This is a genomic window from Nostoc sp. PCC 7107 (assembly GCF_000316625.1).
GTDB lineage: Bacteria > Cyanobacteriota > Cyanobacteriia > Cyanobacteriales > Nostocaceae > Nostoc_B.
Genome location: NC_019676.1, coordinates 2216262 through 2242164, shown reverse-complemented (window position 1 = coordinate 2242164; position 25903 = coordinate 2216262). Strand labels below are relative to the sequence as shown.

General features: G+C 39.4%; 24 protein-coding genes and 1 pseudogene. 11 read left to right on the top strand and 14 right to left on the bottom strand.

Going from position 1 to position 25903, the window contains the following annotated elements; genetic code table 11:
* Window positions 1–278: 278 nt before the first annotated feature.
* Window positions 279–1100 carry a SirB1 family protein gene (locus NOS7107_RS09685; protein WP_015112791.1) on the top strand — a complete coding sequence of 274 codons (822 nt, stop codon included), beginning with the start codon at window positions 279–281 and terminating at the stop codon, window positions 1098–1100.
* Window positions 1101–1209: 109 nt separating this feature from the next.
* Window positions 1210–2127: a histone deacetylase gene (locus tag NOS7107_RS09680; protein WP_015112790.1), complete on the top strand. Its 918-nt coding sequence runs from the start codon at window positions 1210–1212 to the stop codon at window positions 2125–2127.
* Window positions 2128–2230: 103 nt separating this feature from the next.
* On the opposite strand, the gene NOS7107_RS09675 is transcribed toward NOS7107_RS09680, so the two are convergent.
* Window positions 2231–2992, bottom strand: coding sequence for a circadian clock KaiB family protein (locus tag NOS7107_RS09675; protein ID WP_015112789.1), 762 nt, complete (start codon window positions 2990–2992; stop codon window positions 2231–2233).
* A gap of 67 nt (window positions 2993–3059) precedes the next feature.
* Window positions 3060–4334, bottom strand: coding sequence for a type IV pilus twitching motility protein PilT (locus NOS7107_RS09670; RefSeq protein WP_015112788.1), 1275 nt, complete (start codon window positions 4332–4334; stop codon window positions 3060–3062).
* A 725-nt stretch (window positions 4335–5059) separates the two neighbouring features.
* Between NOS7107_RS09670 and NOS7107_RS09665 the strand changes: the two genes are divergently transcribed.
* The 3 genes from NOS7107_RS09665 (at window position 5060) to NOS7107_RS09655 (ending at window position 7363) form a co-directional block, all read left to right on the top strand.
* Window positions 5060–5434 (top strand): hypothetical protein, encoded by a 375-nt coding sequence (locus NOS7107_RS09665; RefSeq protein ID WP_085999816.1) that lies wholly within the window; start codon window positions 5060–5062, stop codon window positions 5432–5434.
* Between the two features lie 154 nt (window positions 5435–5588).
* Window positions 5589–6704, top strand: a complete 1116-nt coding sequence (gene wecB, locus NOS7107_RS09660) for a non-hydrolyzing UDP-N-acetylglucosamine 2-epimerase (RefSeq protein WP_044499876.1) — start codon at window positions 5589–5591, stop codon at window positions 6702–6704.
* A gap of 56 nt (window positions 6705–6760) precedes the next feature.
* Window positions 6761–7363 (top strand): hypothetical protein, encoded by a 603-nt coding sequence (locus NOS7107_RS09655; protein ID WP_015112785.1) that lies wholly within the window; start codon window positions 6761–6763, stop codon window positions 7361–7363.
* A gap of 14 nt (window positions 7364–7377) precedes the next feature.
* Here the strand turns inward: NOS7107_RS09655 and NOS7107_RS09650 are convergent.
* The 6 genes and pseudogenes from NOS7107_RS09650 to NOS7107_RS09625 all read right to left on the bottom strand — a co-directional run.
* A pseudogene (locus NOS7107_RS09650) lies at window positions 7378–7623 on the bottom strand (DUF4351 domain-containing protein); the annotation flags it as partial.
* Window positions 7624–7661: 38 nt separating this feature from the next.
* A complete protein-coding gene (locus tag NOS7107_RS09645) occupies window positions 7662–8606 on the bottom strand; it encodes a DUF4351 domain-containing protein (RefSeq protein WP_015112783.1) in 945 nt (314 codons plus the stop codon).
* A complete protein-coding gene (locus NOS7107_RS09640) occupies window positions 8606–9136 on the bottom strand; it encodes a DUF1629 domain-containing protein (protein WP_015112782.1) in 531 nt (176 codons plus the stop codon). Before NOS7107_RS09640 ends, NOS7107_RS09645 begins: the two co-directional genes overlap by 1 nt.
* Before the next feature lie 158 nt (window positions 9137–9294).
* Complete coding sequence (glgA, locus tag NOS7107_RS09635) at window positions 9295–10716, bottom strand: glycogen synthase GlgA (protein WP_015112781.1); 1422 nt, start codon at window positions 10714–10716, stop codon at window positions 9295–9297.
* A gap of 229 nt (window positions 10717–10945) precedes the next feature.
* Window positions 10946–11917, bottom strand: coding sequence for a hydroxymethylbilane synthase (gene hemC, locus NOS7107_RS09630; protein WP_015112780.1), 972 nt, complete (start codon window positions 11915–11917; stop codon window positions 10946–10948).
* A 211-nt stretch (window positions 11918–12128) separates the two neighbouring features.
* Complete coding sequence (locus tag NOS7107_RS09625; RefSeq protein ID WP_253274538.1) at window positions 12129–12491, bottom strand: lysozyme inhibitor LprI family protein; 363 nt, start codon at window positions 12489–12491, stop codon at window positions 12129–12131.
* Between the two features lie 1163 nt (window positions 12492–13654).
* Between NOS7107_RS09625 and NOS7107_RS09615 the strand changes: the two genes are divergently transcribed.
* From NOS7107_RS09615 to NOS7107_RS09605, 3 genes are all read left to right on the top strand, one after another.
* A complete protein-coding gene (locus tag NOS7107_RS09615; protein WP_015112776.1) occupies window positions 13655–14833 on the top strand; it encodes an acyltransferase in 1179 nt (392 codons plus the stop codon).
* Between the two features lie 396 nt (window positions 14834–15229).
* Complete coding sequence (locus tag NOS7107_RS09610; RefSeq protein ID WP_015112775.1) at window positions 15230–15583, top strand: hypothetical protein; 354 nt, start codon at window positions 15230–15232, stop codon at window positions 15581–15583.
* Between the two features lie 205 nt (window positions 15584–15788).
* The gene (locus tag NOS7107_RS09605) at window positions 15789–16739 is read left to right on the top strand and encodes a class I SAM-dependent methyltransferase (RefSeq protein WP_015112774.1); all 951 of its coding nucleotides are present in this window, start codon (window positions 15789–15791) and stop codon (window positions 16737–16739) included.
* A gap of 72 nt (window positions 16740–16811) precedes the next feature.
* Here the strand turns inward: NOS7107_RS09605 and NOS7107_RS29675 are convergent, their stop codons facing one another.
* Window positions 16812–16940, bottom strand: coding sequence for a hypothetical protein (locus NOS7107_RS29675; protein WP_301280994.1), 129 nt, complete (start codon window positions 16938–16940; stop codon window positions 16812–16814).
* 114 nt (window positions 16941–17054) lie between these two features.
* On the opposite strand from NOS7107_RS29675, the gene NOS7107_RS09600 reads away from it, so the two are divergent.
* Window positions 17055–17315 carry a helix-turn-helix domain-containing protein gene (locus NOS7107_RS09600; RefSeq protein ID WP_015112773.1) on the top strand — a complete coding sequence of 87 codons (261 nt, stop codon included), beginning with the start codon at window positions 17055–17057 and terminating at the stop codon, window positions 17313–17315.
* 123 nt (window positions 17316–17438) lie between these two features.
* Here NOS7107_RS09600 and NOS7107_RS27185 read toward each other — a convergent pair whose 3' ends face one another.
* Both NOS7107_RS27185 and NOS7107_RS09590 read right to left on the bottom strand, forming a co-directional pair.
* Entirely contained in the window at window positions 17439–18011 is a 573-nt protein-coding gene (locus tag NOS7107_RS27185) for a GNAT family N-acetyltransferase (protein WP_015112772.1), read from the bottom strand.
* A 406-nt stretch (window positions 18012–18417) separates the two neighbouring features.
* Window positions 18418–20946 (bottom strand): mannose-1-phosphate guanyltransferase, encoded by a 2529-nt coding sequence (locus NOS7107_RS09590; RefSeq protein WP_044500676.1) that lies wholly within the window; start codon window positions 20944–20946, stop codon window positions 18418–18420.
* 513 nt (window positions 20947–21459) lie between these two features.
* Between NOS7107_RS09590 and NOS7107_RS09585 the strand changes: the two genes are divergently transcribed.
* A complete protein-coding gene (locus NOS7107_RS09585; protein WP_015112770.1) occupies window positions 21460–21651 on the top strand; it encodes a hypothetical protein in 192 nt (63 codons plus the stop codon).
* 246 nt (window positions 21652–21897) lie between these two features.
* Here the strand turns inward: NOS7107_RS09585 and NOS7107_RS09580 are convergent, their stop codons facing one another.
* Entirely contained in the window at window positions 21898–22506 is a 609-nt protein-coding gene (locus tag NOS7107_RS09580; protein ID WP_015112769.1) for a hypothetical protein, read from the bottom strand.
* Between the two features lie 174 nt (window positions 22507–22680).
* Window positions 22681–23268: a thylakoid membrane photosystem I accumulation factor gene (locus tag NOS7107_RS09575; protein WP_015112768.1), complete on the bottom strand. Its 588-nt coding sequence runs from the start codon at window positions 23266–23268 to the stop codon at window positions 22681–22683.
* A gap of 245 nt (window positions 23269–23513) precedes the next feature.
* Between NOS7107_RS09575 and NOS7107_RS09570 the strand changes: the two genes are divergently transcribed.
* Window positions 23514–24851: a Mur ligase family protein gene (locus tag NOS7107_RS09570; protein WP_015112767.1), complete on the top strand. Its 1338-nt coding sequence runs from the start codon at window positions 23514–23516 to the stop codon at window positions 24849–24851.
* A 68-nt stretch (window positions 24852–24919) separates the two neighbouring features.
* Here the strand turns inward: NOS7107_RS09570 and NOS7107_RS09565 are convergent, their stop codons facing one another.
* The gene (locus tag NOS7107_RS09565; protein ID WP_015112766.1) at window positions 24920–25699 is read right to left on the bottom strand and encodes a hypothetical protein; all 780 of its coding nucleotides are present in this window, start codon (window positions 25697–25699) and stop codon (window positions 24920–24922) included.
* Between the last annotated feature and the right edge of the window lie 204 nt (window positions 25700–25903).

Below are 25903 nucleotides of genomic sequence, written 5' to 3'. Positions count from 1 at the left end.
CCTATCTTTTTTTACCCCAAAACGGTCACGCTCCTCTATTTTCTTGGCTTCAGCCGCTTTGTCACCCCTTCAGGATTTTAAGTAAAGAATATTACATTACAGTCCAAACACAAAACTAAATATTAATGACGCGGGCGTTTACATCTAGATGAAATTGCTTGATTCTCAATTCTGCGTTTTTACTTTCATCCTCTTAACTTAAGATGAAGATAAGCGCAAAAATCGCTCAGTCCCTATTTGCTCTGGCTTCATCTATACATTTACAGCCGAATTTGCTTATGAATTTCTCGTCAGCAAGACAATATTTTTACCAAGAGATTCAGCAACCTGACGAGTATATCAACTTGGCTAAGGCAGCACTGTACATTGCCCAAGAAGAATATCCTAACCTTGACCTGGAAGAATATCTCGATGCCCTCAATACAATGGCACAAGAGGTTCAAGAACGTTTACCAACTTCACGTTATCCACTACGGTTGATTCAAAGCTTGAATCAGTATTTATATGATGATTTAGGATTTACGGGCAATCATAGCAACTATTATGACCCCTGCAACAGCTTTTTAAATGATGTGATCGACCGTCGCACAGGAATTCCGATTACTTTAGCGCTGGTTTACCTAGAAATTGCCCAAAGAATTGATTTCCCGATGGTGGGTATAGGATTACCGGGACATTTTCTCATACGTCCAGATATTCCAGATATGGAGATTTTTGTTGATGCGTTCAATCGTGGTGAGGTGATGTTTGCAGAAGACTGTCAGGAAAGACTGACTCAGATGTTTCAGCAACCTGTCAGCCTCAAACCCGAATTTTTAGCCACTGTCAGCAATCGGCAATTTTTAGCCAGAATGCTGACAAATTTAAAGTACATATATCTCAAGCAGCAAGACTTGGCCAAAACGCTGGCTGCGGTAGAACGAATTTTATTGCTATTTCCGATGGCGATGTTAGAAATTCGCGATCGCGGTCTGCTTTACTATCAACTAGGACATCATCTACAAGCAGCTGAAGACTTACAAAATTATTTATCCAAAGTTCCTGATGCGGAAGATGCAGTGGTAATTAGGCGGTTACTTGCTGAACTTGGTAAAGATTAACCCGGCTTTAGTTTCCGAAATGTAGGATGAACCTACTGATGAATTGATAAGATTGACAAAAGACTACTGAAGCTACAATGGCATTCAGTAACTTTGATGATTGCCTTCTATGCTCCCAGTCATCTATTCTGATGAGTTTTTGAATCACAAGACTGGAAATTATCATCCAGAAAAACCAGAACGTTTGACAGCGATTGTCAACGCTTTAAAAGAAGCTGCGTTTGCCGAAAAGATTGCTTGGCGCGAGCCTACTCCAGTCGCCGACAAACCATCACTGATGTCTTTGTTATTACAAGCTCACAGCCCAGCTTACGTGAAAAAACTTGGGGAAATTTCTGCTAGTGGTGGTGGCTATCTTGATGGTGATACCCCAGTTTCTCCCAATAGCTATGATGTAGCCTTATTGGCGGTGAGTGCTTGGCTAGATGGTATTGATATTGTCTTAGCTGAAGAAAATCCTGCTTTTGTGTTGGCGCGTCCACCGGGACATCATGCGGAAAGTGATGCAGGGATGGGTTTTTGTTTACTTTCTAATGCGGCGATCGCCGCATTTTATGCTTTAGAACAACCAGAAATTAAGCGTGTGGCTATTCTCGATTGGGATGTACATCATGGTAATGGAACTCAGGCGATCGTAGAAACTCATCCACAGATTGCCTACTGTTCTCTTCATCAGTATCCTTGCTATCCCGGTACTGGAAAAGCATCGGAACATGGTTATCATAATAACGTTTTAAATGCGCCGCTGCCGCCTGGTAGCAATATCTCTGCCTATCGCCCATTGTTAGAAAACAAACTAATCCCATTCTTAGAAAACTTTCACCCTGATTTATTAATTGTCAGCGCCGGTTATGATGCTAACACCGCAGATCCTTTGGCAAATATGAATTTACTACCAGATGATTATGGTTTATTTACTGAATATTGTTTGGGTATAACTCGGAAAATTCTCTTTGGTTTGGAAGGCGGCTATGATTTTTCTAGTCTTTCTCAGTCTGTGTTAGCCACAATTGAACGCTGTTTATGAGATTGAATTGTTGATATAGCAGTCCTAAAATGCTCTGTTGGTGTTCTTAACTCAAACTAGGATTGCTATATTTACTTGCTCAACACAAAATCTGATAAATTTTTTATAACTTTTCTTTCGTACCTAACATTTGGAAGATTTTCTCAGCGTTATCTAAATCGCCAACGATTCGGCGAATCGGTTGAGGCCAAACTTTTACGAGAGTAGGAGTTGCAGACACCTGATCGATTTCTGCTTGTTCTGGATGAGTTAGAACATCAATCACTTTCATAGTGTAGGGACATCTGAGCGATCGCTCTAACATTTCGTGTAAATTATGCAGAATCCTTTCTGTATTAGCACTATGACCGGCAATAAATAAACGCAAAACGTAACATTGATTTTTTTGCTGTACGTTTTGTGTGGCTCTCACTGGTGGATAATATTTGGGAGCCTTTTCCGATAAGTCTAAGTTAATAATTAAGTCGTGGTCTTCCCAAAGTTGGGGAAATGTAGAACGATAAGTTGCCAACACCATGCGATCGCATAATCCATCTTGCCAAGGTGTTGCTTGCCATACTAAATCACCCGTATCAAAAATGGCATTTAATAAAGATTGATGTTGCAGAACTGCTGGATAGGCTTCTGCAAAAGTCCGAATTTGATGAGTATGGGGATCTAACCAGTGGTCAACTGTAGCTGTATAACAAGGAACTAAAAAATGAGGCGGTTCTGGTAAATCGAGAATTTCTTGTAACGCAGCACACAAATGCAAATGCCATCGACCCTGTTTATTCGGGTCGATGCAATAAATCAAATCGCCTCCGGGTGTAAATAAGGCAATGCCTTTAAAAACTTTAGGTAAAAAGAGTTTATTTGTACTCAAGTTAGTTACAGGGGTTGGGGAAATTGGAGGTAAAAAGTAGAGGCGTTACTTTTTACCTTTACTGTAATTAAACTCGTCCTCGGAGAAACTGAGCCATTTCGTTAGGAGTTGGTGACATTTCTAAAGCTGTTTCTTCAGTAATGCGACCTTCTTGGTAAAGATTGAGTAGCGACTGATTCATCGTAATCATACCGTCAAAACCGGCTTGTTTCATCAGTTCACCAATTTCATCGTACTTACCGTCTTTGACCCATTCTTTAACCGCCTCAGTGTTAATTAAGATATCGTGGAATGCAGCTCGTTTACCATCGGTCGTACGACATAATCCTTGGGCGATGATGGCTACTAAAGATTCTGCCAGGGCTACCCGCATGGCATCCTGTTCTTCACCAGAGTATAAATTGAGAATCCGTTCAATCGTTTTCACCGCACTGTTGGTGTGCAAGGTTCCCATGACTAAGTGACCAGTTTGGGCAGCTTTCAAGGCGGTATTGACTGTTTCTTTATCCCGCATTTCCCCCACCAGAATCAAGTCTGGATCTTCCCGCAAAGCTGCTTTTAAAGCATTATCAAATTTGCGGGTGTGCATCCCCACTTCCCTTTGCTTGACCAAGGACTTGCGGCTTTTGTGAACAAATTCCACAGGATCTTCAATGGTGATGATGTGCTTGGCCATTTCTCGATTAATATAGTCAATCATCGCCGCCATAGTTGTTGATTTACCAGAACCAGTCGGCCCAGTGACTAAGATTAAGCCTTTATGGTGATGACAGATATCTCGGAAAATTGGCGGTAATCTCAATTGTTCCATCGATAAGATTGTTAGGGGAATTAACCGTAGCACCAGTGCATGGCCTTTCATTGAGCCAAAAACGTTAATCCGTACACGGGCGAATTCATACTGAGTTGCACCATCAAATTCTAGGTGTTCTTCAAATCGCTGAATTTCTGCTTCCGTCATTACCTCTCGCAACCAACCCATGAAAGTTTCATGATCTGTTTCTGGATACTCGGTTGGTTGAATTTCGCCACGGTTGCGGAAGCGAGGTACTTCACCTACACCCAAGTGAACATCGGAATAACCTTTATCAAAAGCTTCTTTGATGATTTGCGCCAAACTTAATCCAGTAGGATTGCTTTTAGCTGCTGGTGGGGGAGTTCCTGGACGATGACCTGCTGCTGGTGGCGGTGGAGCAGGTTGAGTTGTATTTCGATGGGTTGACATATCCAAAGTTTGTGTATGCTGCCGCTGTGTCATTAATGATGGTGGTGGCGGTGGCATGGGTGGCACATTCCGAGAAGCAACAGGATTGGAATTGGCTGGTGGCGATGTTTCTGTCATATATCTTCAAAATTAAGCAGTTATCAAGTTGAATCTGCAAAAAAGCTGTCTCGGTGATTCTAAGGACGGCGGACAGCAGGTTTGTTGCTGTTCCTTAGCTGAACACTTTAAAGCAATATTTCGTTACATTTGGCATGGCTGCTAGTATACTTTTTTATATGACATACAAGTTTTGCCATTATGTTAGAAATACATTAAGTCCATATACACCTGTTTAGCACATTATATCCTGAGATATCCTTCAGTAATAACCCTGGTAAATTAGAGCAATAATTAATACTTTTATTGAATCTTGAAAATCTCTTGCTTTTAGATGAGAAAATTTTCCCCAAAATCACGGTAATTTACTAGCAATTAAAAGCCAAATCAGCAGCAGGTATTTTTTTCAGATAGATAGACGAATTATGAGAGACAGTACTCTTTTTTATAAGAAATATTAAGGGGATCAATTTGAGGCATTGAAACTATCCTTTACAAGCTGATGTGATGGGGCTTCTACTCCTTGAGGTAGATAGCAGGAACTAGTGATCTAGCAAGAAAGCAACTGAACTTTACATTCATAATTACAAAAAATTAACTGTAAAGTTAAGTTACTAAATGCTCATTTTTCCTAGTCCTGTTTATATACTGGAATTCACTGAAGGAATCAGTTGATTCGCCAACAGCGGTATCTAACTGAAATTTACGTTTATTGCTGTGTACCTGTAGGAGGAAAAGTCATGGTTTTGGCTCAAACTCAAAGCTCTAATCTCGGAAAGACCTACTCCTTAATGATGATTAAAAGCTTTTTGATATGGACTTTCACGTTGGCAGTATGTTTGTTAGTTGTCGGTTTTCCATTAGTTGTTTTGATGGCTACGGTTGGATGTCTGTTGTCGATTGTTTTACAATCAGTGATGCCTGTTAGTGCAGTTTTACTAGTAGGCGGTGGGTTAATTTTATTCAATATTTTGGCAGTTGTGATCGCAGCTGCTGTTCTGACACTCAAAGGTGTACACCCCAGTCAAATCAAATGGTTAAGCTGGTTGCATGGAGAATCTGAAGAATTACAACAGACCTCTGTATATGCAGCTTGTCCTTTAACTTGTGAAATCAAATAACTCAAATAACTATTGCGTTAAACATGACAAACAGTACATCTGCCCGGTTCAGCCGGGTTTTTTCATGTTTATTATTTGTGCTTTGTTCTTAGTCATTTGTCATTTGTAGTGATTGACCATTTATTATTGACCAATGACTAATGACTATATAGCCATGACTAATCAAAAGCGAGTTGGCATTATCTTAGGTACACGTCCAGAGGCGATTAAATTAGCGCCTGTGATTCAGGTTTTTCAAAAATCTCCTAGCTTTAAGTTGCGAGTAATTTTAACTGGACAGCATCGGGAGATGGTTGAACAAGTAATGCAACTGTTTAACCTGAAAGCAGATGAAGATCTAGAGATTATGCAGCCTCAACAATCTTTAAGTGATATTACCTGTCGCAGCTTACGCGGACTAGAAGAGTTATTTCAAAAAAATAAACCAGATTTAGTTATCGTCCAAGGAGATACGACAACAGCTTTTGCTGCGGCTTTGGCAGCTTTTTATCAAAAAATTCCTGTCGGTCATGTAGAAGCAGGGTTAAGAACTGATAATATTTACAATCCTTATCCAGAAGAAGCGAATCGACGCTTAATTTCCCAAATTACGCAACTGCATTTTGCGCCAACGACTTTGGCGGTAGAGAATTTACAACGTTCTGGGGTGTTGGGCGAAATTCACCTGACGGGGAATACAGTTATTGATGCACTGTTGAATGTGGCGGCGAGTCAACCAGCTTGTAATGTCCCTGGTTTGAACTGGAATGAATATCGCGTGTTGTTGTCTACAGTTCACCGTCGGGAAAATTGGGGAGAACCATTACAAGCGATCGCTCAAGGTTTTCTGCAAATATTAGATAAGTTTGCTGATACTGCTTTGGTGTTACCACTGCATCGCAACCCGACAGTTAGGGAACCATTGCAAGCATTATTAGGGCAACATCAGCGAGTATTTTTAACCGAACCTTTAGATTATGCCGAATTAGTGGGTGCAATTGGGCGATCGCATTTTTTATTAACTGATTCTGGTGGTTTGCAAGAAGAAGCACCCAGTTTAGGTAAACCAGTATTAGTTTTGCGAGAAACCACAGAACGTCCTGAAGCGGTAACGGCGGGTACAGCTAAATTAGTGGGAACTGAAAGCGAGAGTATTTTAACTGCGGCAGCGGAGTTGTTGAGTAACCCGGCGGCGTATGATGCAATGGCTAATGCTATAAATCCTTTTGGTGACGGCCATGCAGCCGAGCGAATTTTGCAGATTGTAAAGAATTATTTGGGAGTGGGTTGATAAATAGGGAGAGGCAAAACGCCTTTCCCAAAAAAAATAATTTATTTGCACCAATTATGAGTACTCAAATCCAAATATTTGTAGAGTCTCTACAAAATGGACAATGGACAGCAGTGCTAAAACCAAAAGGTCGGGGTCTAAAAAAATCAACCGCAGAATTTTCACCTCTAAAAAGAATAGATATCGGCACACACTATGAGTTTTTTGCTGTTCTAGCTGGTGTCCGTCAAGAAAGATTTTTACGGTGGTATGGTGCAGATATCAGACCTATATCTCGACCACGAGGTCTGCCACAAGACCTTTCACCTTTTTTGAAATCGCATATTCAAGATGATGATTGTTGGGATGCTTCTTGGCTTATGGTTCAAGAATTGCTCAATTTTGATTGGGAAAAACCCATTACATTTTACGGCTTGGTTGAACCACAGTACGCAAACTTGTTTTCTAGTAATCAGCCATTCCCTTACGAACAATGGCCGGAGGAAGCAAAATTATATTCTCTTAATCCGAATTATCCGCCTAAATCGGATATTTTACAAATCAGTTGGATAGAAAGTTATAGAGAATTTGTTGGTTCTGAATTTCTTGATTATTTTTTTGGAGAATTATTACTTTTAGGTTCGCCAAAAGAAGTGAGGATTATTTTTTACTTTTATTAGTTACAAAACTTAAACTATACTGTTTGATTGGTTTGTAACCAGTTGAGTAAATCAGCGATCGCACTAAAATCTAATAAAGCCTCACTCAGTGCTTCCAATTGTTCTAGAGAAAGACTTTGAACTTGTTGACGAACTTCGTCAGCTAAATTTCCTACCCGTCTTTGTAGTTGTCTTAAAACAAGTGCTTGTGTTTGTTCCTCTTTTCCTCGCTCGTAGCCAATACGCTCGCCTGTAGTTATATAACTCATGCCATGCTTTTCTAATAATTATTAATTACTTTCATCAGTCCAAAATGTTTTTAATTCACTGCTAACCAATTAAGTAAGTCGTTAATGTTACTAAAATCTAATAAAGCCTCACCCAGTGCTTCCAATTGTTCTAGAGAAAGACTTTGAACTTGTTGACGAACTTCGTCGGGTAAATTTCCTACCCGTCTTTGCAGTAGTTTTAAAACAAGTGCTTGTGTTTGTTCCTCTTTGCCTCGCTCGTAGCCAATGCGCTCGCCTGTAGTTATGTAAGGCATAGTAAGCTCCTGCTCGAATAACTTAAAGTCTTGCCAAAATTCTGCTTCTAATGCTTTTGGTAAAATCATAACCCAATCGATAAAACGATAGAGGTTACGAATGTCTCTTTCTTCTAGCCCTTGTTCGTAGAGTCGGCGAATTAAGCTGAATTTCCAATTTTTCCGTTCTCCTGGCTGTTTGCTAGTTTGCTGCGTTTTTAAATGCGCCATGACAACTGTCGCAAAAGGGTTGTCGCTGGCTGCTAATTCTGTCCAGCGGTTTTGATAATCCAGCAGTTTGACGGTACCAAATTTAAAAACCAGACTGCAATCAGGATAATTGTAACTATATTCAGTTGGTCTCCAAGTGGAGTCAGCATCACACAAAATTGCTAGGCTGATGGCTGGTTTAGCAAATTTATCAAAAATTCGCAGGTTGTAAGAAAACATCCTTTCGGCGAAATTATCTTCTGGTTTCGCCTGAATTTCGATATGAATTAACAGCCAAACTTCTTCCCCGTCAATTTGCCAAACTTTGACTAATTTATCGGCGTATCTTCTCCCCAGTTCGGCTTCACGAGATATTTGTTGAAATTCCTTATCGAGAAACTCGTGGGGACGTTGCCAGTTTATAAGTGCTGCTGTTTGGGGGAAGAAAAACTGCATCGCTTGAGGAAAGTATGCTTCTAAAATTTCTTTCCACGGCGAATCATTATCGGCTCTTTCTCGTTCCTCAGTCATTATCCGCAGAGTTTTCTAAATGATAAACCTTTCAGTTTATTTTCTTCTATAATGTTTTTAAACTTTTGTGAAACAACAGTATGATAAGCTTTTGATAGCCAAAAAATATCTTTACCTGCTATCATCTGCTCATGAAAAAAGTATAAATCAATCTGTATAAAACCACCAGCAGATTGTCGATATACTGATCGAGAATAATCTAAGCAATCAACTAAATCAAGAATTTTTAGAGTTATATACTGCTTCCCATCTTTACAAATAAGAGGAAGTGGCTCAACAGAAGTTGCAATTAGTGGTTGTATTACTTGCCATGCTCTTTCATTAAACACAAGTTCTTGAGCAATAAAACTAGGAAAGTCGCCTACTTGCTCTTCTGAATAAGTTTCAACAAGAATCTTTTTCCACTCAACGTTTTTTCGGTAGCGATACCAGTCTCTATTAAAGTTAGAAACGAAGACAGCATCTTCTCTATTAATACAAACTAGACCATCATAGTTATCAGCTTCAATTATTGGTCTATACCAATTCATAATGCTTTGGAGTTGGTCATACCTAAAATCGAATTTTTTAGATTGTGCAAAATATTTAGACAGTAATTAACCGCGGATAGACGCAGATGAACGCAGAAGCAAAACAAAAACTCCGTGTTCCTCTGCGTTAACCTCTGCGCCACTTTGCGTTAAAAAACCTACTGATTTAAAACTAACTCTGGCTGTGGTGCTGCTTCCTCTGGGTCTGGTAAACCAAACATTGAACGATACAATTTATCGTATTGCTTGGCTGAACGATACCAACTAAAGTCTTGATTCATCCCGCGTTTTTGCAGTTCGCCCCACTGAGGTTTGAAACGAAAACCTTCCCAAGCGCGAATCATGCAGGTAAACAAATCCAAGGGTTCGTAGCGGTCAAAGCAATAACCTGTACCAGCTTCATTAACTGGGTCGTGGTGGGTTACAGTGTCAACTAATCCCCCAGTACGGCGGACGATGGGGACGGAACCGTAACGCATCGCCATCATTTGGCTAATACCGCAGGGTTCAAAACGACTAGGCATTAAAAAGGCATCAGTACCCGCATATATCCGCCGGGATAGGGCATCGTTATACAGCAAATAAGTAGCCATACGTCCGGGATAGCGGGATGCTAATTGCCACATTTGAGTTTCATAATAGCGATCGCCTGTCCCTAACAACACAAATTGGGCATCTGTATAGGCCATGAAGCGATCTAAAATTTGAATGACCAAATCTAAGCCTTTTTGCTCGACTAATCGGCTCACCATCCCGATTAAAAAGGCTTGAGAGTTGACCTCTAAACCCATTTCTTCTTGTAAAGCAATTTTGTTTTTCTTACGTTGATCTAAAGTATCGGTAGTGAAAGTCTGAGTAATATATTTATCATCTGCTGGGTTATAAATCTCAGTATCTATCCCATTAACAATCCCTGATAGTTTACCGCTAATAAATGACAGTAAACCTTCAATAGTTTCACCGTAAGCAGGTGTTTGAATTTGTTCGGCATAAGTTGGGGAAACAGTATTTACCCTATCAGCAAATTGCACCGCAGCTGCCATTGTATTGTGTCCCTGCATATACCAAGGACACCAAGTAATTTTATCCAAATACCAACGCCACGGCCCTTGATAAGCCAGGTTATGAATGGTAAACACTGTGGTGATATCTGGGTCTTGGTGCATCCATACAGGAATCATCCCTGTGTGCCAATCATGACAGTGGATAACGTCTGGTTTCCAGTAATTCCAGCAGAATTCAGCTGCACCATTCGCAAAAAAGGTGAACCGCCAATCTTCATCTTCTCCTCCATAGACCCGGCGAGGATTAAAAGCAGGATGTCCAAATAAATACAAAGGAACATCAGTACCGGGCAGTACACTTTCGTAAACTGCAAAGTCCTGAAACATGGCATATCCCCACCAAATAGGGTCTTTAGGGACTTCCATTTTGTCTGGTAAAAAGCCGTAATAAGGCAGGAATATGCGGACATCATGCCCCATTTCTCTCAAGACTTTAGGTAATGCTCCCACAACATCACCCATTCCTCCTACTTTCGCAACGGGAGCTGCTTCTGCTGCAACGAATAGAATCCGCATGGTCTTTGTTGTTTCCCCGGTTCTGCCTAATATTTATGAAAATTCTGAAGTTGGAAGTCTGAAGTATAAAGGTACTTCTCCTATGTAAGAATGGGGCAGGAATCTCGGAAACAACGCATCTTGACCGCACTAATTACGGGTGAGTCATGTACCGATTTTTGATCCTGTATCCTTTACACTTCATCCTTTTAGCTCAATTCTTATCTAACCACATCTGTTTGCCGGTATTTTAAGAACCCCGTTGGATTTCGGCGAAGATTTCTTCAAGAATTTCTTGTGCGCCTTGTTCCCGCAGGAGTTTGGCTAATTCTGCACCTAACGCTTCAGCGTTAGAGGCTGTTCCTGTGACGGTATCTTTGACGATTTTCTGGCCATCGACACTGGCGACTACACCTGTGAGGGTTAAATTGCCATCATGAATTTCTGTATTTACACCGATGGGTACTTGACAACCACCTTCCAGAATCCGTAAAAATGATCTTTCTGCTAAACAGCGATCGCGGGTTTCGGGGTGTTCAATGGCTTTGAGTAAGGATATTAAATCTGCATCATCAGTACGACATTCTATCCCCAATGCACCTTGTCCCACAGCGTGGAGAGAAATTTCTTTGGGGAGAATTTGATGTACGCGATCGCCCATACCCAAACGTTGTAAGCCGGCAGCTGCTAAAATCAGGGCATCATATTCGCCAGCATCAAGTTTTGCCAGGCGGGTATTCAAGTTACCGCGCACATCTTTAAAGGTAAAGTGGGGAAATTGATGGCGTAACTGTGCTAACCGCCTCAATGAAGATGTCCCAATTACTGCACCTGCTGGCAAAGTTTCAATTTGCTTGTCTTTATATTTTTCATGAACAACTAGTGCATCGGCGGGGTTTTCCCGTTCCGTAATTGCCGCTAGTGTTAAACCTTCTGGTAAATTCGTTGGCAGATCCTTGAGGGAATGAACCGCAAAGTCAATTTCTTTGTTGATCATTCCCAGTTCGAGTTCTTTAGTAAAAAGTCCTTTATCGCCAATCTTCGCCAACGCTACATCCAGGATTTTGTCGCCTTGGGTAGACATGGTGTGGACTTCAAAAGTGATATCTGGGAAGCTGCTTTGTAATTGCTCTCTTACCCAGTATGTTTGAACTAGAGCAAGTTGACTTTTACGAGAACCAATACGAATAGTGCGGGTTGCACTGGAAACAACTGAAGTCATAATAACGTTATGTCAAACCAGGCGATACATTCACTTTCATCTAGACTACCGCAGTGCGTGACTTAACGGATTGCGATCGCTTAATTAAAAGCAATTTTATTTTGAATTGACTTTACATTTTTTTACAAAAAACAAGTAATCAGTTAGGTAAAATACCAAACCAACAAACTGCTTCATCGAATACTTTTCCCTTTTGTCTCCTATCTTCTTGTTAATAATCGTCACGTTGAAGATATTCGCGCAATTGTTGAGTACGCTGTTTTGTAGCATCTTCTAAGCAGCCAGCATAAATCGCAGGTGCAATACTTCCCCCTTCGTATGCACTTCTTTCAAACTCACAACTAACGTCACGAAACTTAATCCAGGCTAACTGTGCAGCAATTAATTTTTGTTGTCTAGTCTTTGACAATTTTGGTAACAGTTGTTTATAAGCTTGGTTTAATTTTTTATCTGCATTTTGATATGACAACTGAGAGCAGATATTAATTTCTAATTGAGTTTGCGGGTCATCACAATTGGGTTTTTGGGCTAAATATGTTTTGGCAAGTTGGGGTTGTGTATTTGCCAGCGCCATAGTATTAGTACTCAACCCGACAAGTGTTAAGATACTGAACAAAAAAAGTGATAAATAACGCATAGTTATGATCTTCCATTAAGTATTAAAAACTGTGAGAAGTTTACTATAGCTCATAATTATTGGTATTTTGGTAATTCAATAAAAACATTTTTTGTAAAATCCAACACAATTACAAGAATAAAATTATATTTAAATGCTTGTGGAAATATTTCAAGTTAGCTTTATCTATGTATTAATTGGTTGATTATTTTTTGCTAGAATGCAAGTAAAAAACTTGCTGAATACGGGGAAGTTGATCAATTAATAAAATACAAATAATACAACAGTAGATAATTTTTAATATCTGTATTATTTCTGATGTTTTGTGTTCGTTTATTTGATGTGTGAAAATTAAAATTTGTATAATTCTTTCCTTGATTTCAGAAAATACGGATTTTAAAATCTTACCAAAGTTTAAATCTTCATATTTAATATTTAAACTTTATCGTTTCTTGATGATAATTTGTGAAGTCTCTTTTAGGATGGTGAAAGCACATCAATTGTGTCACTATAAAGGCGCGTGAGTAGATATTAAATTCTCTGTGTACGTAATGATAAAAACAGCAGCAGACACAAAAAACTGGCTGCAAGTAAGCCGTTATAGTAATCGGGGAAGTATTTATTTATTTGCTCCGATGATTAACTTCAATGTAATGGCTGAAGTTGGAGAAACTCCCCCTTAATTTAATCAGGACTTACGCACCAAGGCTATATGTTAAGGCTGGGCGTAGGGGTGTAAGGGTTTTGCTCACCTAAACTTCTATACCTTTTTATCTTCAATCAAACCCTTAATTTTGCGTATTACTGCGTAAGTTTTATTAATATGCTTGTATTTGCTGGCAAATAACATAAGCATTCCAATAATTACATCTTGCTGGCAACAATCATATTTCATTATTTTTTGTAGATGCACATCAATTAAAAGCAGAATTGAATAGCTTTTAATCATAAAGACTGCATTGGTTTTTTAAATATTTGAAAACCCAAGATTAACTATTTTGTTTTTCCCGCAATATTTTTTAGGAAATCAAGTAATTAATGCAAGATGTAGTTCAATCCAGGATTTTACGACTAATAAATCTGGGTATCTACCGTTGAAAAAATAGTAGGAAATTAACTACATGACTAAAATTACAGAAAACTCTACCCAGAAGCGGCTTCATCTTCCTTATTTAGATGGCTTACGTGGATTAGCATCGCTATACGTAGTACTTGTTCATGTTGAACCTGCAATCACAGAACAATTGCCTTTTCATTGGTTTATATTTGTGAGAGTTATGAAATATGGTGCGTTTAGTGTTATTAGTTTTATTGTGCTGTCTGGCTATGTTTTAATGCTGCCAGTAGTGCGTTCTCAAGATGGTAAGCTACAAGGAAGTTTGATTAATTATCTCAAGAGGCGATCGCGGCGAATTTTACCCCCTTACTACATCGCTTTATTTATCTGCCTACTAATAGGAGGAATTGTTTTTATCTGCGAGCAGTTTACAAGTTTTAAATGGGATAAAGTGGCAGGGTTAGGCTCGTTTGACCCTAAATTTAATTGGGTTGATATCATCACTCACTTGTTATTAGTTCACAACTTTAGTGAACATACATACATTACTATCAACCCACCCATGTGGAGTATTGCCACAGAATGGCAAATGTACTTTTTGTTTCCATTATTATTGTTGCCTATATGGCGGTGTTTTGGACTGTTGATGCTTGTCATCATCGCCTTTGCTATTGGGTTAATACCTGTATACTTGTTCAATGGATTTATGGAACAAGCCAATCCTTGGCTATTAGGCATATTCTGTTTAGGAATGGCAGCCGCAGATATTGGATTTTCCCAGAAGCCTCGGCTAGTAGCTATGAGAAATTCTCTACCTTGGGGTGGGCTGGCTATCATCTTTACTTGTGTAGCCTTTATCACAGAGTGGCGAAGACTAGGACTGCATATATGGATTAATCAGAGTTTTGCTGGTCTTGCATTTGCTTGTCTATTTATTGCCTTAACCAAGTCGATAGTTGAAGGGAAACCGCCATCTTTAGTACTACGGATATTAGAACATCCTTTGGCGATCGCACTTGGTACATTTTCTTATAGCTTATATCTAACTCATGGGCCAGTTCTAGTTTTTGTACGTTACTTTTTGTTCTATCTACCAATTTCACCAGATATGTTTGCTGCTGCATCCTATTTACTCGGCACAGCAATGTCACTCATCATTGCTTATTGGTTTTACTTATTCTTTGAGCGGCCATTTATGTCCAATTTCTTAAAAAAACGTAAAGTCAAAGATGCTGTGATTTAAGCACAACCTAAGAAATAATATCTACAGCATAATTAGCATCCCGCGGCTGATAATTGATCAGCCGCGGTTTTTGCATTTATTTACCTCTAATACTCCAACTACATCATTTTGCCAGCCAGCAATTGCCAATATCCGAGCCTTAAAAGGTAAAAATTGAAAAATTATTAAAAACAGATTATTTCTTAAAAAAATGCCGGAATCTCTTTGATAGAGCAGCCATTAAATATGATTTAAATTAGCACTCTAAGCTGAGGAGTGCTAATAAACAAATAAGTTTATTTCCTCAGATATGAAGCAAAAATATGCTATTTTTTAGAGATGATATGAGACCTTCACAAGCCATAATTATCACAAGCTAAATCTCCTTGTAAGTAGTGAAATGTTGGGAGGAACTCAATGAAGTATACTTTTGATATTGTCGGCATATCTCCGGTTTTGCAGTTTTTTAATCATCAACAACAGAATGTGCAAAAACCACTGTATCTAGCTGTGGAATATCTTGGAACACATATATGTACACTAGATGCGTTTATAGAAACAGTGGAACCTGTAACAGCAAAATGGGGATGGGATTTAGATCAAGTAGTAGACACAGTAATTCAGTTTTGGGTAAATCATTCAGACAGTATTCAATATTGGAAAGCACGTTTAAGTGACGCTGGACAGAATAATTTAGTTGTAGCTAGACTTGCAGATATTACGGCTTTACAAGCTGAATTTGAAACGCTCTTAGATAAAAATGGTTATTAGCTGATCTCCAGGTAAATAGACGACCCTAAATATTAAGTAGGATGTGTTAGCGGTAACACATCCTACGGTCTTTCTCTGAGGTCAAAAAACACAAAAGCCTAAAATTGGGGAAGTTAAAAGCAAGAATAGAAAAAACGATGCTTTTGAAAGCAGCAATCAAACTTAAAATAGGTATAGGCAATTATCGCTTCATTTCCTCAAACTGATGAAAAATAAAATCAAACCTGATTGGGCTGGTGAAAGCATACTCTCCAAGTTCGTTAATCTGCTGATCCATACCAAACCTGTTTACAATGTGATGAAATACCAAGCTAGACAAGTATTAATCACAACAGCAGAAAAAAATGGAATTCCCTGGCGCAAAAACGCTGAAGCACTGCAAGGATTGATGACCAAACAACTCCTAGGTGCAGTTACTAACCCGGAAGTTGTGTATCCAGAATATTACAAAGTACCATTTCATGCTTACGCTGAAGGTAATCTTTGTTGGGAAGCGGCTTTTGAAGCAGAATCAGCTACCTACGCTATGTCTTTGCGTGTTTGGCCGCAAGAAAATCTGACGTGGGAAGCGGCTCATGGCAGACTTAGAGGGACTTTTCATGATGTTTTGGCAGCTTATGGCCCTTTGCAGGTGAAGGAAATTCTGGATATGGGCTGCTCGATAGGTTTATCGACGATGGCGTTGCATCGTTACTATCAAGAGAAACAAGAACAGCCAATTCGCACTGTTGGTTTAGATTTATCGCCCTATATGTTGGCTGTGGCTAAGGCGAGAGATGTAAATAATGAAATTTCTCAGTGGGTTCATGGTAGAGCCGAAAAGACAGGCTTACCAGATAATTCCTTTGACTTGGTGACACTCCAGTTTGTGTGTCATGAATTGCCAAGCTACGCCAGTAAAGAAATTTTCGCGGAAGCTAAACGACTACTCAGACCCGGTGGTTATATTGCCTTGGTAGATAATAACCCGCGATCGCCTGTAATTCAAAATCTCCCACCTGCCCTCTTTACTTTAATGAAAAGTACGGAACCTTGGAGTGATGATTATTACGGTTTCGATATTCAAGCAGCCTTGGAAGAAGTAGGTTTTTCACCCACAATTGAAGTCGCCAGTGACCCCCGTCACCGAACTATTATCGGCAAAAAGCCTGCATAAGTGTTGAGTGCTGATTCGATAAAGAATGTAGAGACAAAAATTTTCTGTCTCTACATCACACATCAACATCTACTACGGTAGTGGTACTTCCCCATATTTACTGTGTATAATTCTTGCGCCATCTCTGACATCATGAATAAATCCTTCTACCTCTCGAATTTTTTCAGTAGTTGCTAGATCAGTTTTATTCAGGAGAATCATATCCCCACACACAACACGGAACTATCAAAGACAGGACTTACGCAAAAATAACGTAATACCATTTCACTAAAAAAATGATAGAAATAGTTAAGTCAGAAATATGAGCAGAAGTTCATGGCTGGAGTCACCAAAGTAAAAATAGAAGAGTCAGCAGAGGAATTACGTGAACTGCTGAAAAAACAGAAAACAGCATTAGGAAAAGAACGTATTCAAGCATTGTATTTACTGAAAATAGGTCAGGTAAGGACAATACAAGATTTAGCGGTAGTGTTGGGAAGAGGAAGTGCCACAGTACAAAGGTGGTTAAAGGCTTATACAGAATTGGGAATCGCCAGTCTAGTATCAAGAAAGAAGCAGGGCTGTTTCATTCCATAAAAGGGCTTAATTTACAAGCGTATCAACCAAAAAAGTCAGGTAGTTCAAAAATTTTATCTGCCTATGAGAAGTGCGATCGCATATTTGATGCTATGCGAAACAATAATTCAGTTTCGTCATCACTTAATTACCAAAAACGAAAAGTGAGATTACAGTGGCGCAAAGCTGTTCAAAAGTATTAAAAGGCAATAACTGTTTTGTCATGAAAGCGCAGGGAACTTTTATCTTGACTGCGGAAAGTTCTACTTTATTTTGATATTGATATCCTAGTGATTTGTAAAAACCGACAGATGTTAGTGAGGCTAAAACAGTTAATTGTTTAATTTTACTGCTTAAAGCTTCCTGCTCTAACGTTAACATCAATTTTTTGCCAATACCTTGGTAAGCATAATGAGGATGAACAAAAACTGCATCAATCCTATGATAAATCTTGTTTAAAGTAGTAAAACCAACAGTTTGATTATTACACTCAGCGACAAAAGTAATTGTTCCTTGCACAAATAAACTTGACCGACTATTTTTATTCAGGATAGCTTCTATTTGTTCATGATTATAATCTTGGGACGTTAATGTTCGTATAGAAAATTCTTGTAATTGAAATAAATCATTTATTTCATTATTTTTCATTGGTCTAATTTTTACTATAAGTTGATTAGCTGCTGCTTTTTTTGAATTGTTATTATCATGATTTTTCATATATTGAAACTATGTATAGAAATCCGATTTGATTACTGAACAGACTTGTGTAGATAGGCTATAGGTGACAGAAAAGAAGGAAATTGGAGGTGTACTGGCTTTTCTCAGAAATTAAATATGATTCCTATATTTATCCAGGCATTAATTAACAGTAATTTTTATAAAAAATAATAAGTATTCAGGGCTATCTTGGCACATGAATTTCTGGCAGTCAATAGCTATTAAATATTGACGATACTTATTAGTATTGGTGTTGTCATAGCGAAAAAATCAGCTAATTTTTAGCCCTGTACTTGAGTACAGGGCTAGGTGTAGATCACACTAATTTTTAGGAAGAAATCTAGCTATTCCTATTTGCATGAGGCATACACTAACTAACATCTAACGTCAATGAAATGCACTTCATTCAAACTTCTGCTGGGTGATATTCTTGTTGTCTTTCGACGAAGGTTTGGACACGGTGGCGGTAGTTTCTGATGGTGTCGTCTACCCAATCGCGATCGCCACTGTTTGCATATAAATGTACTAATGGCTCACTGGCATCAGGTAAAACTAACAGCCAATTGTCATCGAAAGGTTGACCAATTTTTACGCCATCGATGAGTTCGAGGTTTTGGGCTGGGTGAGTTTCTACCAAGTAACGCATTAATGCGCCCTTAGCAGTCCAAGGACAGCGAATTGTCTGCGTTCTGTGAATCACACGAGGTAATTCTGAACGCGCCGTAGCGAGCGAGCGCTCTTGAATTGTCAGCATTTCAATAATTTTGGCAATGCAAAACATGGAATCAAACCCTGGATGTAGCTGCGGGAAAATGAAACCAGTATCACCACTACCTCCCAACACGACATTAGAATTTCTTTGACAAGCTTCCATTAAAGCTGTCGGGTTAGCCTTGGTACGAATAACTCTACCATCATGGCGACGGGCGACTTGTTCCACTGCACTGGAGGCGTGAACTGGCACAACTACCGTACCTCTGGGGTTCGAGGTTAATATCATGTCAACCATCAGGGCGGTTAACATTTCACCACGAATGGGAAAGCCAGATTCATCTACTAAAATTAGCTGTTCGCCATTAGCTGAGACTTGCACACCAAAATTAGCCTTGAGTGCTTCCACTACATGGCCTAGCTGAGTCAACAGTCCTTCCCGATCAGCCGTGGTGACAGCGTGTTTATTCAAGCTGGCATTTAGCACCACTGCATCTGCACCAAATTTATCTAGCATTTGGGGTAAAACAGCCCCCGACACAGCATAAACATAATCAATGACGATTTTGGCGCGACTGTTGGTGAGGGTAGAAACGTGTAGTAATTTCTCAAAAGCGGTGCAGTAACGGTCAATGACTTGGCTGGGATAAGCAACATCACCAACTTCATGAATCAACGCCCGCCGCATATCTTCTTTAAAATAAGCCCCTTCAATTTTCTTTTCTTGGGCTTTGGAAATGTTAATCCCCTTCGCATCCATGAATTCAATTAAGGTGTAGTCTGGGCGATCGGGATGTACCCTGACATGGATACCACCAGCCACAGACATAGTAGGAATAACTGTCCGGGCGATGGGGATAGCGGTAGCATCGAGGTTTTGAATATCCACCCCTACAGACATTAAACCGGCTATGAGCGATCGCGTCACCATCCGAGAAATGTTTCTTTGGTCTCTCGATACTGTAACTTTAGAACCAGGTTTTAACGTCGAACCGTAAGCCGAACCCAACCGCACAGCAAATTCTGGCGTAATGTCGATATTAGCTAATCCTTGCACACCACGTTGCCCAAACAAATTCCGTTGGGCAGTATTCCCCCAAATTAGGTTGATGTTTAAAATTGCACCAGACTCAATTTTTTTACTCGGCCAAACACGCACGCCCGTATTAATTTGCGCTTCCTCCCCTACCGTAGATAGTGAACCGACCACAGCCGCTTCTAATACATGAGCGCGACGGTCAACACGGCTACCACGGGAAATCACACAGGCACTTAAATGTGCTTCTTCGCCAATAAATGCCCCATTCCAGACAATCGGACGCTTGAGATTAGCATCAGCCCCAACTGTAACATTATCACCAATCACAGTTCCCGCTTCAATCTGCACTCTAGCCCCAATTCGGCAATTGTCACCGATAATTGTGGGAGTTTCAATATGAGCCGTCGTGTCCACAAAAGTATTTTGACCTATCCAGATACCAGGAGAAATTTCTTCATAAGCAAAATCGAGTTTTACCTTCCGATCTAAAGCATCATATTGCGCTTCCCGATAAGCATCTAAATGACCGACATCACACCAGTAACCTTGGGCAACATAACCATACATGGGTTCATTTTTTGCCAAAAGAAAGGGGAATAAATCTTTAGAAAAGTCAGATTCAGTGTTAGCTGGTAAATAATCTAAAACTTCGGGTTCCAGAATATAAATACCCGTGTTGACTGTATCTGAAAAAATTTCGCTTGTAGAGGGTTTTTCTAAAAATCGCTTAATTTTTCCGGCTTCATCGGTAATTACTACCCCAAACTCAATGGGATTGGGAACCCTAGTTAAAATCAAAGTGGCTTTTGATTGTTTTTGTTGATGAAATTCAAGTGCTGCTGTTAAGTCAAAGTCTGTGATACTATCGCCGCTAATTACTAAAAAAGTTTCGTCCAGAAGTTCGGCAATATTTTTGACACAGCCTGCTGTCCCTAGGGGCTGATCTTCTTCCACGGCGTAGGTCATTTGTACGCCAAAATCGCTACCGTCTTGAAAATAATCTCGCAAAACATCAGGTAAGTAATGTAATGTTGCAATTACTTCTGTGATTTGATGTCTTTTGAGAAGATTAATAATGTGTTCGGCAATAGGCCGATTGAGAATCGGCACCATAGGTTTAGGTAAATCGCAAGTTAACGGACGAAGCCGTGTCCCTGAACCGCCTGCCATCAGTACTGCACGCATAAATCCTCCTAAACTATTTGCAGCCTTCGCTGCTTGCATACCCATGAAAATAGTTGGTTGTGTCTTTCATTAGTGTCCTATAGATGTTCTGATTTCTGGAACTTCCACAAGAGACATCTAAAATAAATGTTAAGCATATTTACTCAACACAGCCGCCTATTTGTCTAAAAAAAATTAAGAAATGTTTCTCGAAATCAAGTTTATTTATTATGCCAGTTTCAACCGCTTTCAAGGTAGCAAGCAAGTCGAAAAAATAACAGAGAAATCTAGAATAATATATTTCTTTTTAACTTTATAATTGAGCTTAATTAAGTTGGGGCGCTAGGATACTAGGCTAACTAGCTACAATGGGAGATGCTGCTTTACACTGGAATCAGAGCATGTACTCATACATCCTTCAGTGGTTTTAACATTAGGGCGAAAATCTACCTTGTCAGTATAAATTAAGAATTGGTGAGATATTTTGACAATTCTTAACTTAAATTTAGTCAATAGTGAATGGAGTTCCTGAAAATGAGCAACTTAATCGTATTTATTTTGATAGTAGGTTATGTCGGTTTAGGTTGGAAGTTTTGGACTGGATTTACAAGGACTAACTTTACACCATCCTTACTCAATCGCATTGCTTTATCTTTGTTATGGCCGGCTTTATTTATCGCTAATCAATCTTATCGCCGCAACTTTAGAAAAGCATTGAAGGGGTAGGTGTTAATTTAAAATTTGCACGTATCCAGTTCTGGCGATCGCCTACATCTTAAAATAGTTTAGTTAGTTGTTTGGGGTAGGATAAACAGCCTACCTTTTAACTTGCGTAAATTTAGAATTTATTTATGCCAGATACCAGCCATCTGCTTCTAGAATTTTAATCACTTCTCGGACTTTCATTTTAGAATCTCCTCTAGGATGTTTATACCCAGAGAATACTCAAATATGTAATGAAAACCAAAAACCTTAACCGATAGGTAAATTACCTGGGTTGACTGAGTGAATATATTCACTACCAGAATGTGGTCTACCGCGTTTATATCTGGCTTCTTCGGGATTACCCCATCCTAGCTGTAAAATCATTTCTAAAAAATTAGGATTTTCCCACTTCCATAAACTTGCCCATTCAGTTCTTTGAGCAATTCTTTCGACATCATCTGTGGTAATTTGTTGATATTGCTTACTGTTATTAAAACTTAAATATAAATCCATATCTGTAGTTACTTCATACCAAAAATTTAATATAGAATTTTTGGCAGATTGTAATATTGCGATGTCACTAGTCAACCCTACTAATTCGGTATCTACTTCTGGATAGCGCAAACTTTTGCCTTTGACTGTCATTTCGCGCCAGACAATGCCAGAAACATGATGTTCTCTTTGATAATCGTGAATAGCCGTCTTAAAATCTTGATAGGCAGTGAACTTTTGGAAACCATCGGTTCTGATAAACTGGTCTATTACAGGATTGCCAGAGACCGTTACTTCTAACTTCAGACGCTCTCCTTTAAGACAAGCTTGGCGTTCGGCTGCCAAAATTTGGATTAGCTCTTCGGTAGTGTAAACTTTTGGCATCAGTTATTAGTCAAGGGTCAAGGGTCAATAGTCAATAGTTTTTAACTTGAGACTATTAATTAATTCCCGCAGTTGTGACAACAGGTTATTTAAACATTATCCTTTGGATGAATGGGAATGCAGTAGCCGACAGTACTAAAAATCAGGGTAGACCATTTCCGTCTACCCTGGCAGTTATTTAGCTAACTCACTACTAAATTCGTTGAAAGAACGCCGTTTTAATTCCACCGATTCAGAACGCGGTAATAAATCAAACACCTCTCGGAATTTATCGTCTATTTCCTCAAAGGGTACTTGACCTTTTTTGTTTAACAACACTTCGCCTGACTGATTAAACACCACAACCTGCGGCACACCCCCAGAATAGTAATATCCTGGTTCTGTCGGATCATATTTTTCTTTAACGGGAATTGTATCAACATCAATTGGGATTATCTCTGCTACTCGTCCGTAAAACTCCTGGACGCGAGAAATGACAATGGCATATTTTTTGCAATCGCTGCTGTCATCAACATAAAATGCTAAAAATGCAGGTTTATGTTCTGTTAAAGTCTGTGCTAGTGTCTGTCTTGGCGGTACTAAGGAACCATTGCCAGCATAAACGACAAACATATTGCCATCGTAAAGATCATCATTAATCCCAGCAAAAGCCGGCTTGATAGTGAACATCAGTAAACACACAAGCAACAACAGGCATTTTGATACCAACCGTCGCCAGTCAGCCATTTGTTTTTGTAAAAAAATCAACTTTGTACTATTCATCAAAAGAAACCTTGCAAGCTACGACTTGTTGTAAGTTGGTGCTGAATTCGGCAACCTGGGCTGGATATGTAATTACACCCGCGCACTATTTTTTAAGATAACGTCTTAAGGATGAAGTCTGAAATTTCTTTTTCACACTTCATACTTTCTCGGTGCTGGCTTTTTGAGTCAAGATTCGCTAAACTCACAAGATTAAATTTACAACTACATTAATTACTAACCATCAGAAGATTAAGGTAAAAAAAGTGGGAAAGAAAATCAAACTGATAGATAGAGTGCGACTAGGTTTTGCAGTATCAGCGGCAAAAACTGTAACATTTGCAGTGCGATCGCTGCGTCTAGGTGCTGCTAGTGTATTACCAGGGTCAATTGCCCGTAGAATTGAACCTCGACTGTTGCAATTATTGAGTCAGCAGGTGAAAAATGGCGTAATTATCATTGCTGGGACAAATGGTAAAACAACTACGTCGCTGCTGTTAAAAACAATTCTCGAACGCAAAGGCTATCGCGTCGCGCACAACTCCACCGGTGCAAACCTCGAAAATGGTTTGATGACAGCCTTACTAGAAAATACTAACTTGGTGGGGACACTGGCGGCTGACTACGCCATTCTGGAAGTAGACGAAAATATTGTACCGAAGGTTTTAGCACCACTCCAGCCACGAATTATCCTATGTTTAAACTTGTTCCGCGACCAACTCGACAGGTACGGGGAAGTAGACACCATCAGCAAACGCTGGACAAAGGTGATTTCGACTCTTCCCAAGGAAACGGTAGTAATTCCCAATGCTGATGACCCGACTTTATCTCACCTCGGTCAGCAGTTACCGCAACGGGTGTTATTCTTTGGTTTGAATGAACCAGAACAATATCTGGAATCGATTCAACACGCTGTTGATTCTATTTACTGTCCCAATTGTGGGCATTCTTTAGATTACAAAGGCGTTTACTTGTCTCACTTGGGAGATTTTACTTGTCCCAGTTGCGGTTTTAGTAAGAGTAAACCAACCCTAGAAAGTAGTGATTGGGGTCAAATTCTGGTTGGTTTGTATAACAAATATAATACTTTAGCGGCGGCTACTGCTGCGATTGAATTAGGCGTTGATGAAGCCACAATTAGAGATACTATTAACAACTTCCAAGCGGCTTTTGGTCGCGCAGAAGATTTAGTTATTGATGGTAAAAAGGTCAGAATTTTATTATCAAAAAATCCTGTAGGGACTAATGAAACTATTAGAGTAGTGAATCAAAGTACAGATAAAACTACACTAATGGTTTTGAACGATCGCACTCCCGATGGGACTGATGTATCCTGGATTTGGGATGTGGATACAGAAAAATTAGTCGAACGTGGCGGAACTATTGTAGTCAGCGGCGATCGCGTTTATGATATGGCTTTACGTCTCCGTTACAGCGAAAAGTCTCTGGAGAGTAATTTAAACTTAATTGTAGAAGCAGATTTACGCCATGCGATCGCAACTGCACTAGCAAATACAGCAGACAACGAAACCTTACATATTCTTCCTACTTATTCTGCCATGTTAGAAGTGCGCGAAATCCTAACTGGCAGAAAAATTCTTTAGGAAATGGGGAATTGGGAATTGAGAAAATTTTTGATCATCTTTCTCATTTCCCTCATCTTTCTCACTCCCTACACTAAATAACTGGTATTCGGGACAATAGGAAAGAAAGCGTATTCATACCAAGCAGTCCAGATAAAACTTCTCAACCACCGTTGACGCTTTTCGGGATTGAATTCATACTCAAATACCCCGTGAGATGTATCAATAGAAGATAAATGAGAATTGCAACCACAACCATGCTGATAAGTAAAGCCATATTTGGAGGCGATACTTTGCACCTTCATTTGCATCGCAAAAACCTTACCTGCGTGTAATATCGCATCCCAAGAACGCTTATGTTTGATATCCCGCTTATCAAACCTTAAAGCGCGTTCTTCAAATACATGATCGCGGTAAATTGGTGCTAGATGCACATGATAAAAACTAGCTGGTAGTTCATAGCCAAACTCTTGGAAAAGTTCTATGCCTATTCGAGCTACTTTTACTTCATTGGCAAACTCTTCCCCCTTTGATTCTACATATTCAAGCAGCGTAGTAAAATCTGGATAGCTAGTTTTGATAAAGTCATAACCATAAAATTCTAGGGTTTCCCAAGCTAACTTTCCCAATAGCTCTGAGAATGAAGATTTGAGATATTCTAGTTCTGGATGTTCGTTAAATAAGTCAACATCACCCTGTTCTAACTTATATTGAAATAACTGTGCCATCTCAACATAGCTTTGTATATCTGAGATGCCCACATTTGCCAATCCTTTAGCAATATCCTGCCACACAGAAGGTAGTTGAGACAGAGGAACTGCATTTTCAAAGGCAATTACCGTCAAATTAGGAGCTTCAATTGCTTGCATATAATCTCCATTTTAGATATTCACAATTTGTTGCTTAGTTAAACAAGGTTAACTTTTTCGGAAATTTGCACAAAAATGTGTAACTGTTTACCCAGCATTTAGTAAATTTACAGTTACCTGTGGAGATTATGGCTGTCTGACAATTACAAAACTGTGACCTAAAATACTGAAACCTGGCAACAATTGCTATACATCCAGCCAAAA

What these genes read in the sequence shown, in the direction of transcription:
- NOS7107_RS09625 (WP_253274538.1), bottom strand. Translation starts at nt 12,491, where the DNA reads ATGGCGCTGGCAAATACACAACCCCAACTTGCCAAAACATATTTAGCC.
- NOS7107_RS09575 (WP_015112768.1), bottom strand. Translation starts at nt 23,268, where the DNA reads ATGAATAGTACAAAGTTGATTTTTTTACAAAAACAAATGGCTGACTGG.
- NOS7107_RS09670 (WP_015112788.1), bottom strand. Translation starts at nt 4,334, where the DNA reads ATGACAGAAACATCGCCACCAGCCAATTCCAATCCTGTTGCTTCTCGG.
- hemC (WP_015112780.1), bottom strand. Translation starts at nt 11,917, where the DNA reads ATGACTTCAGTTGTTTCCAGTGCAACCCGCACTATTCGTATTGGTTCT.
- NOS7107_RS09680 (WP_015112790.1), top strand. Translation starts at nt 1,210, where the DNA reads ATGCTCCCAGTCATCTATTCTGATGAGTTTTTGAATCACAAGACTGGA.
- NOS7107_RS09590 (WP_044500676.1), bottom strand. Translation starts at nt 20,946, where the DNA reads ATGCGTGCAGTACTGATGGCAGGCGGTTCAGGGACACGGCTTCGTCCG.
- NOS7107_RS09655 (WP_015112785.1), top strand. Translation starts at nt 6,761, where the DNA reads ATGAGTACTCAAATCCAAATATTTGTAGAGTCTCTACAAAATGGACAA.
- wecB (WP_044499876.1), top strand. Translation starts at nt 5,589, where the DNA reads ATGACTAATCAAAAGCGAGTTGGCATTATCTTAGGTACACGTCCAGAG.
- NOS7107_RS09580 (WP_015112769.1), bottom strand. Translation starts at nt 22,506, where the DNA reads ATGCCAAAAGTTTACACTACCGAAGAGCTAATCCAAATTTTGGCAGCC.
- NOS7107_RS09645 (WP_015112783.1), bottom strand. Translation starts at nt 8,606, where the DNA reads ATGACTGAGGAACGAGAAAGAGCCGATAATGATTCGCCGTGGAAAGAA.
- NOS7107_RS29675 (WP_301280994.1), bottom strand. Translation starts at nt 16,940, where the DNA reads ATGATTCTCCTGAATAAAACTGATCTAGCAACTACTGAAAAAATTCGA.
- NOS7107_RS09605 (WP_015112774.1), top strand. Translation starts at nt 15,789, where the DNA reads ATGAAAAATAAAATCAAACCTGATTGGGCTGGTGAAAGCATACTCTCC.
- NOS7107_RS09600 (WP_015112773.1), top strand. Translation starts at nt 17,055, where the DNA reads ATGGCTGGAGTCACCAAAGTAAAAATAGAAGAGTCAGCAGAGGAATTA.
- NOS7107_RS09685 (WP_015112791.1), top strand. Translation starts at nt 279, where the DNA reads ATGAATTTCTCGTCAGCAAGACAATATTTTTACCAAGAGATTCAGCAA.
- NOS7107_RS09610 (WP_015112775.1), top strand. Translation starts at nt 15,230, where the DNA reads ATGAAGTATACTTTTGATATTGTCGGCATATCTCCGGTTTTGCAGTTT.
- NOS7107_RS09565 (WP_015112766.1), bottom strand. Translation starts at nt 25,699, where the DNA reads ATGCAAGCAATTGAAGCTCCTAATTTGACGGTAATTGCCTTTGAAAAT.
- NOS7107_RS09585 (WP_015112770.1), top strand. Translation starts at nt 21,460, where the DNA reads ATGAGCAACTTAATCGTATTTATTTTGATAGTAGGTTATGTCGGTTTA.
- NOS7107_RS09615 (WP_015112776.1), top strand. Translation starts at nt 13,655, where the DNA reads ATGACTAAAATTACAGAAAACTCTACCCAGAAGCGGCTTCATCTTCCT.
- glgA (WP_015112781.1), bottom strand. Translation starts at nt 10,716, where the DNA reads ATGCGGATTCTATTCGTTGCAGCAGAAGCAGCTCCCGTTGCGAAAGTA.
- NOS7107_RS09640 (WP_015112782.1), bottom strand. Translation starts at nt 9,136, where the DNA reads ATGAATTGGTATAGACCAATAATTGAAGCTGATAACTATGATGGTCTA.
- NOS7107_RS27185 (WP_015112772.1), bottom strand. Translation starts at nt 18,011, where the DNA reads ATGAAAAATCATGATAATAACAATTCAAAAAAAGCAGCAGCTAATCAA.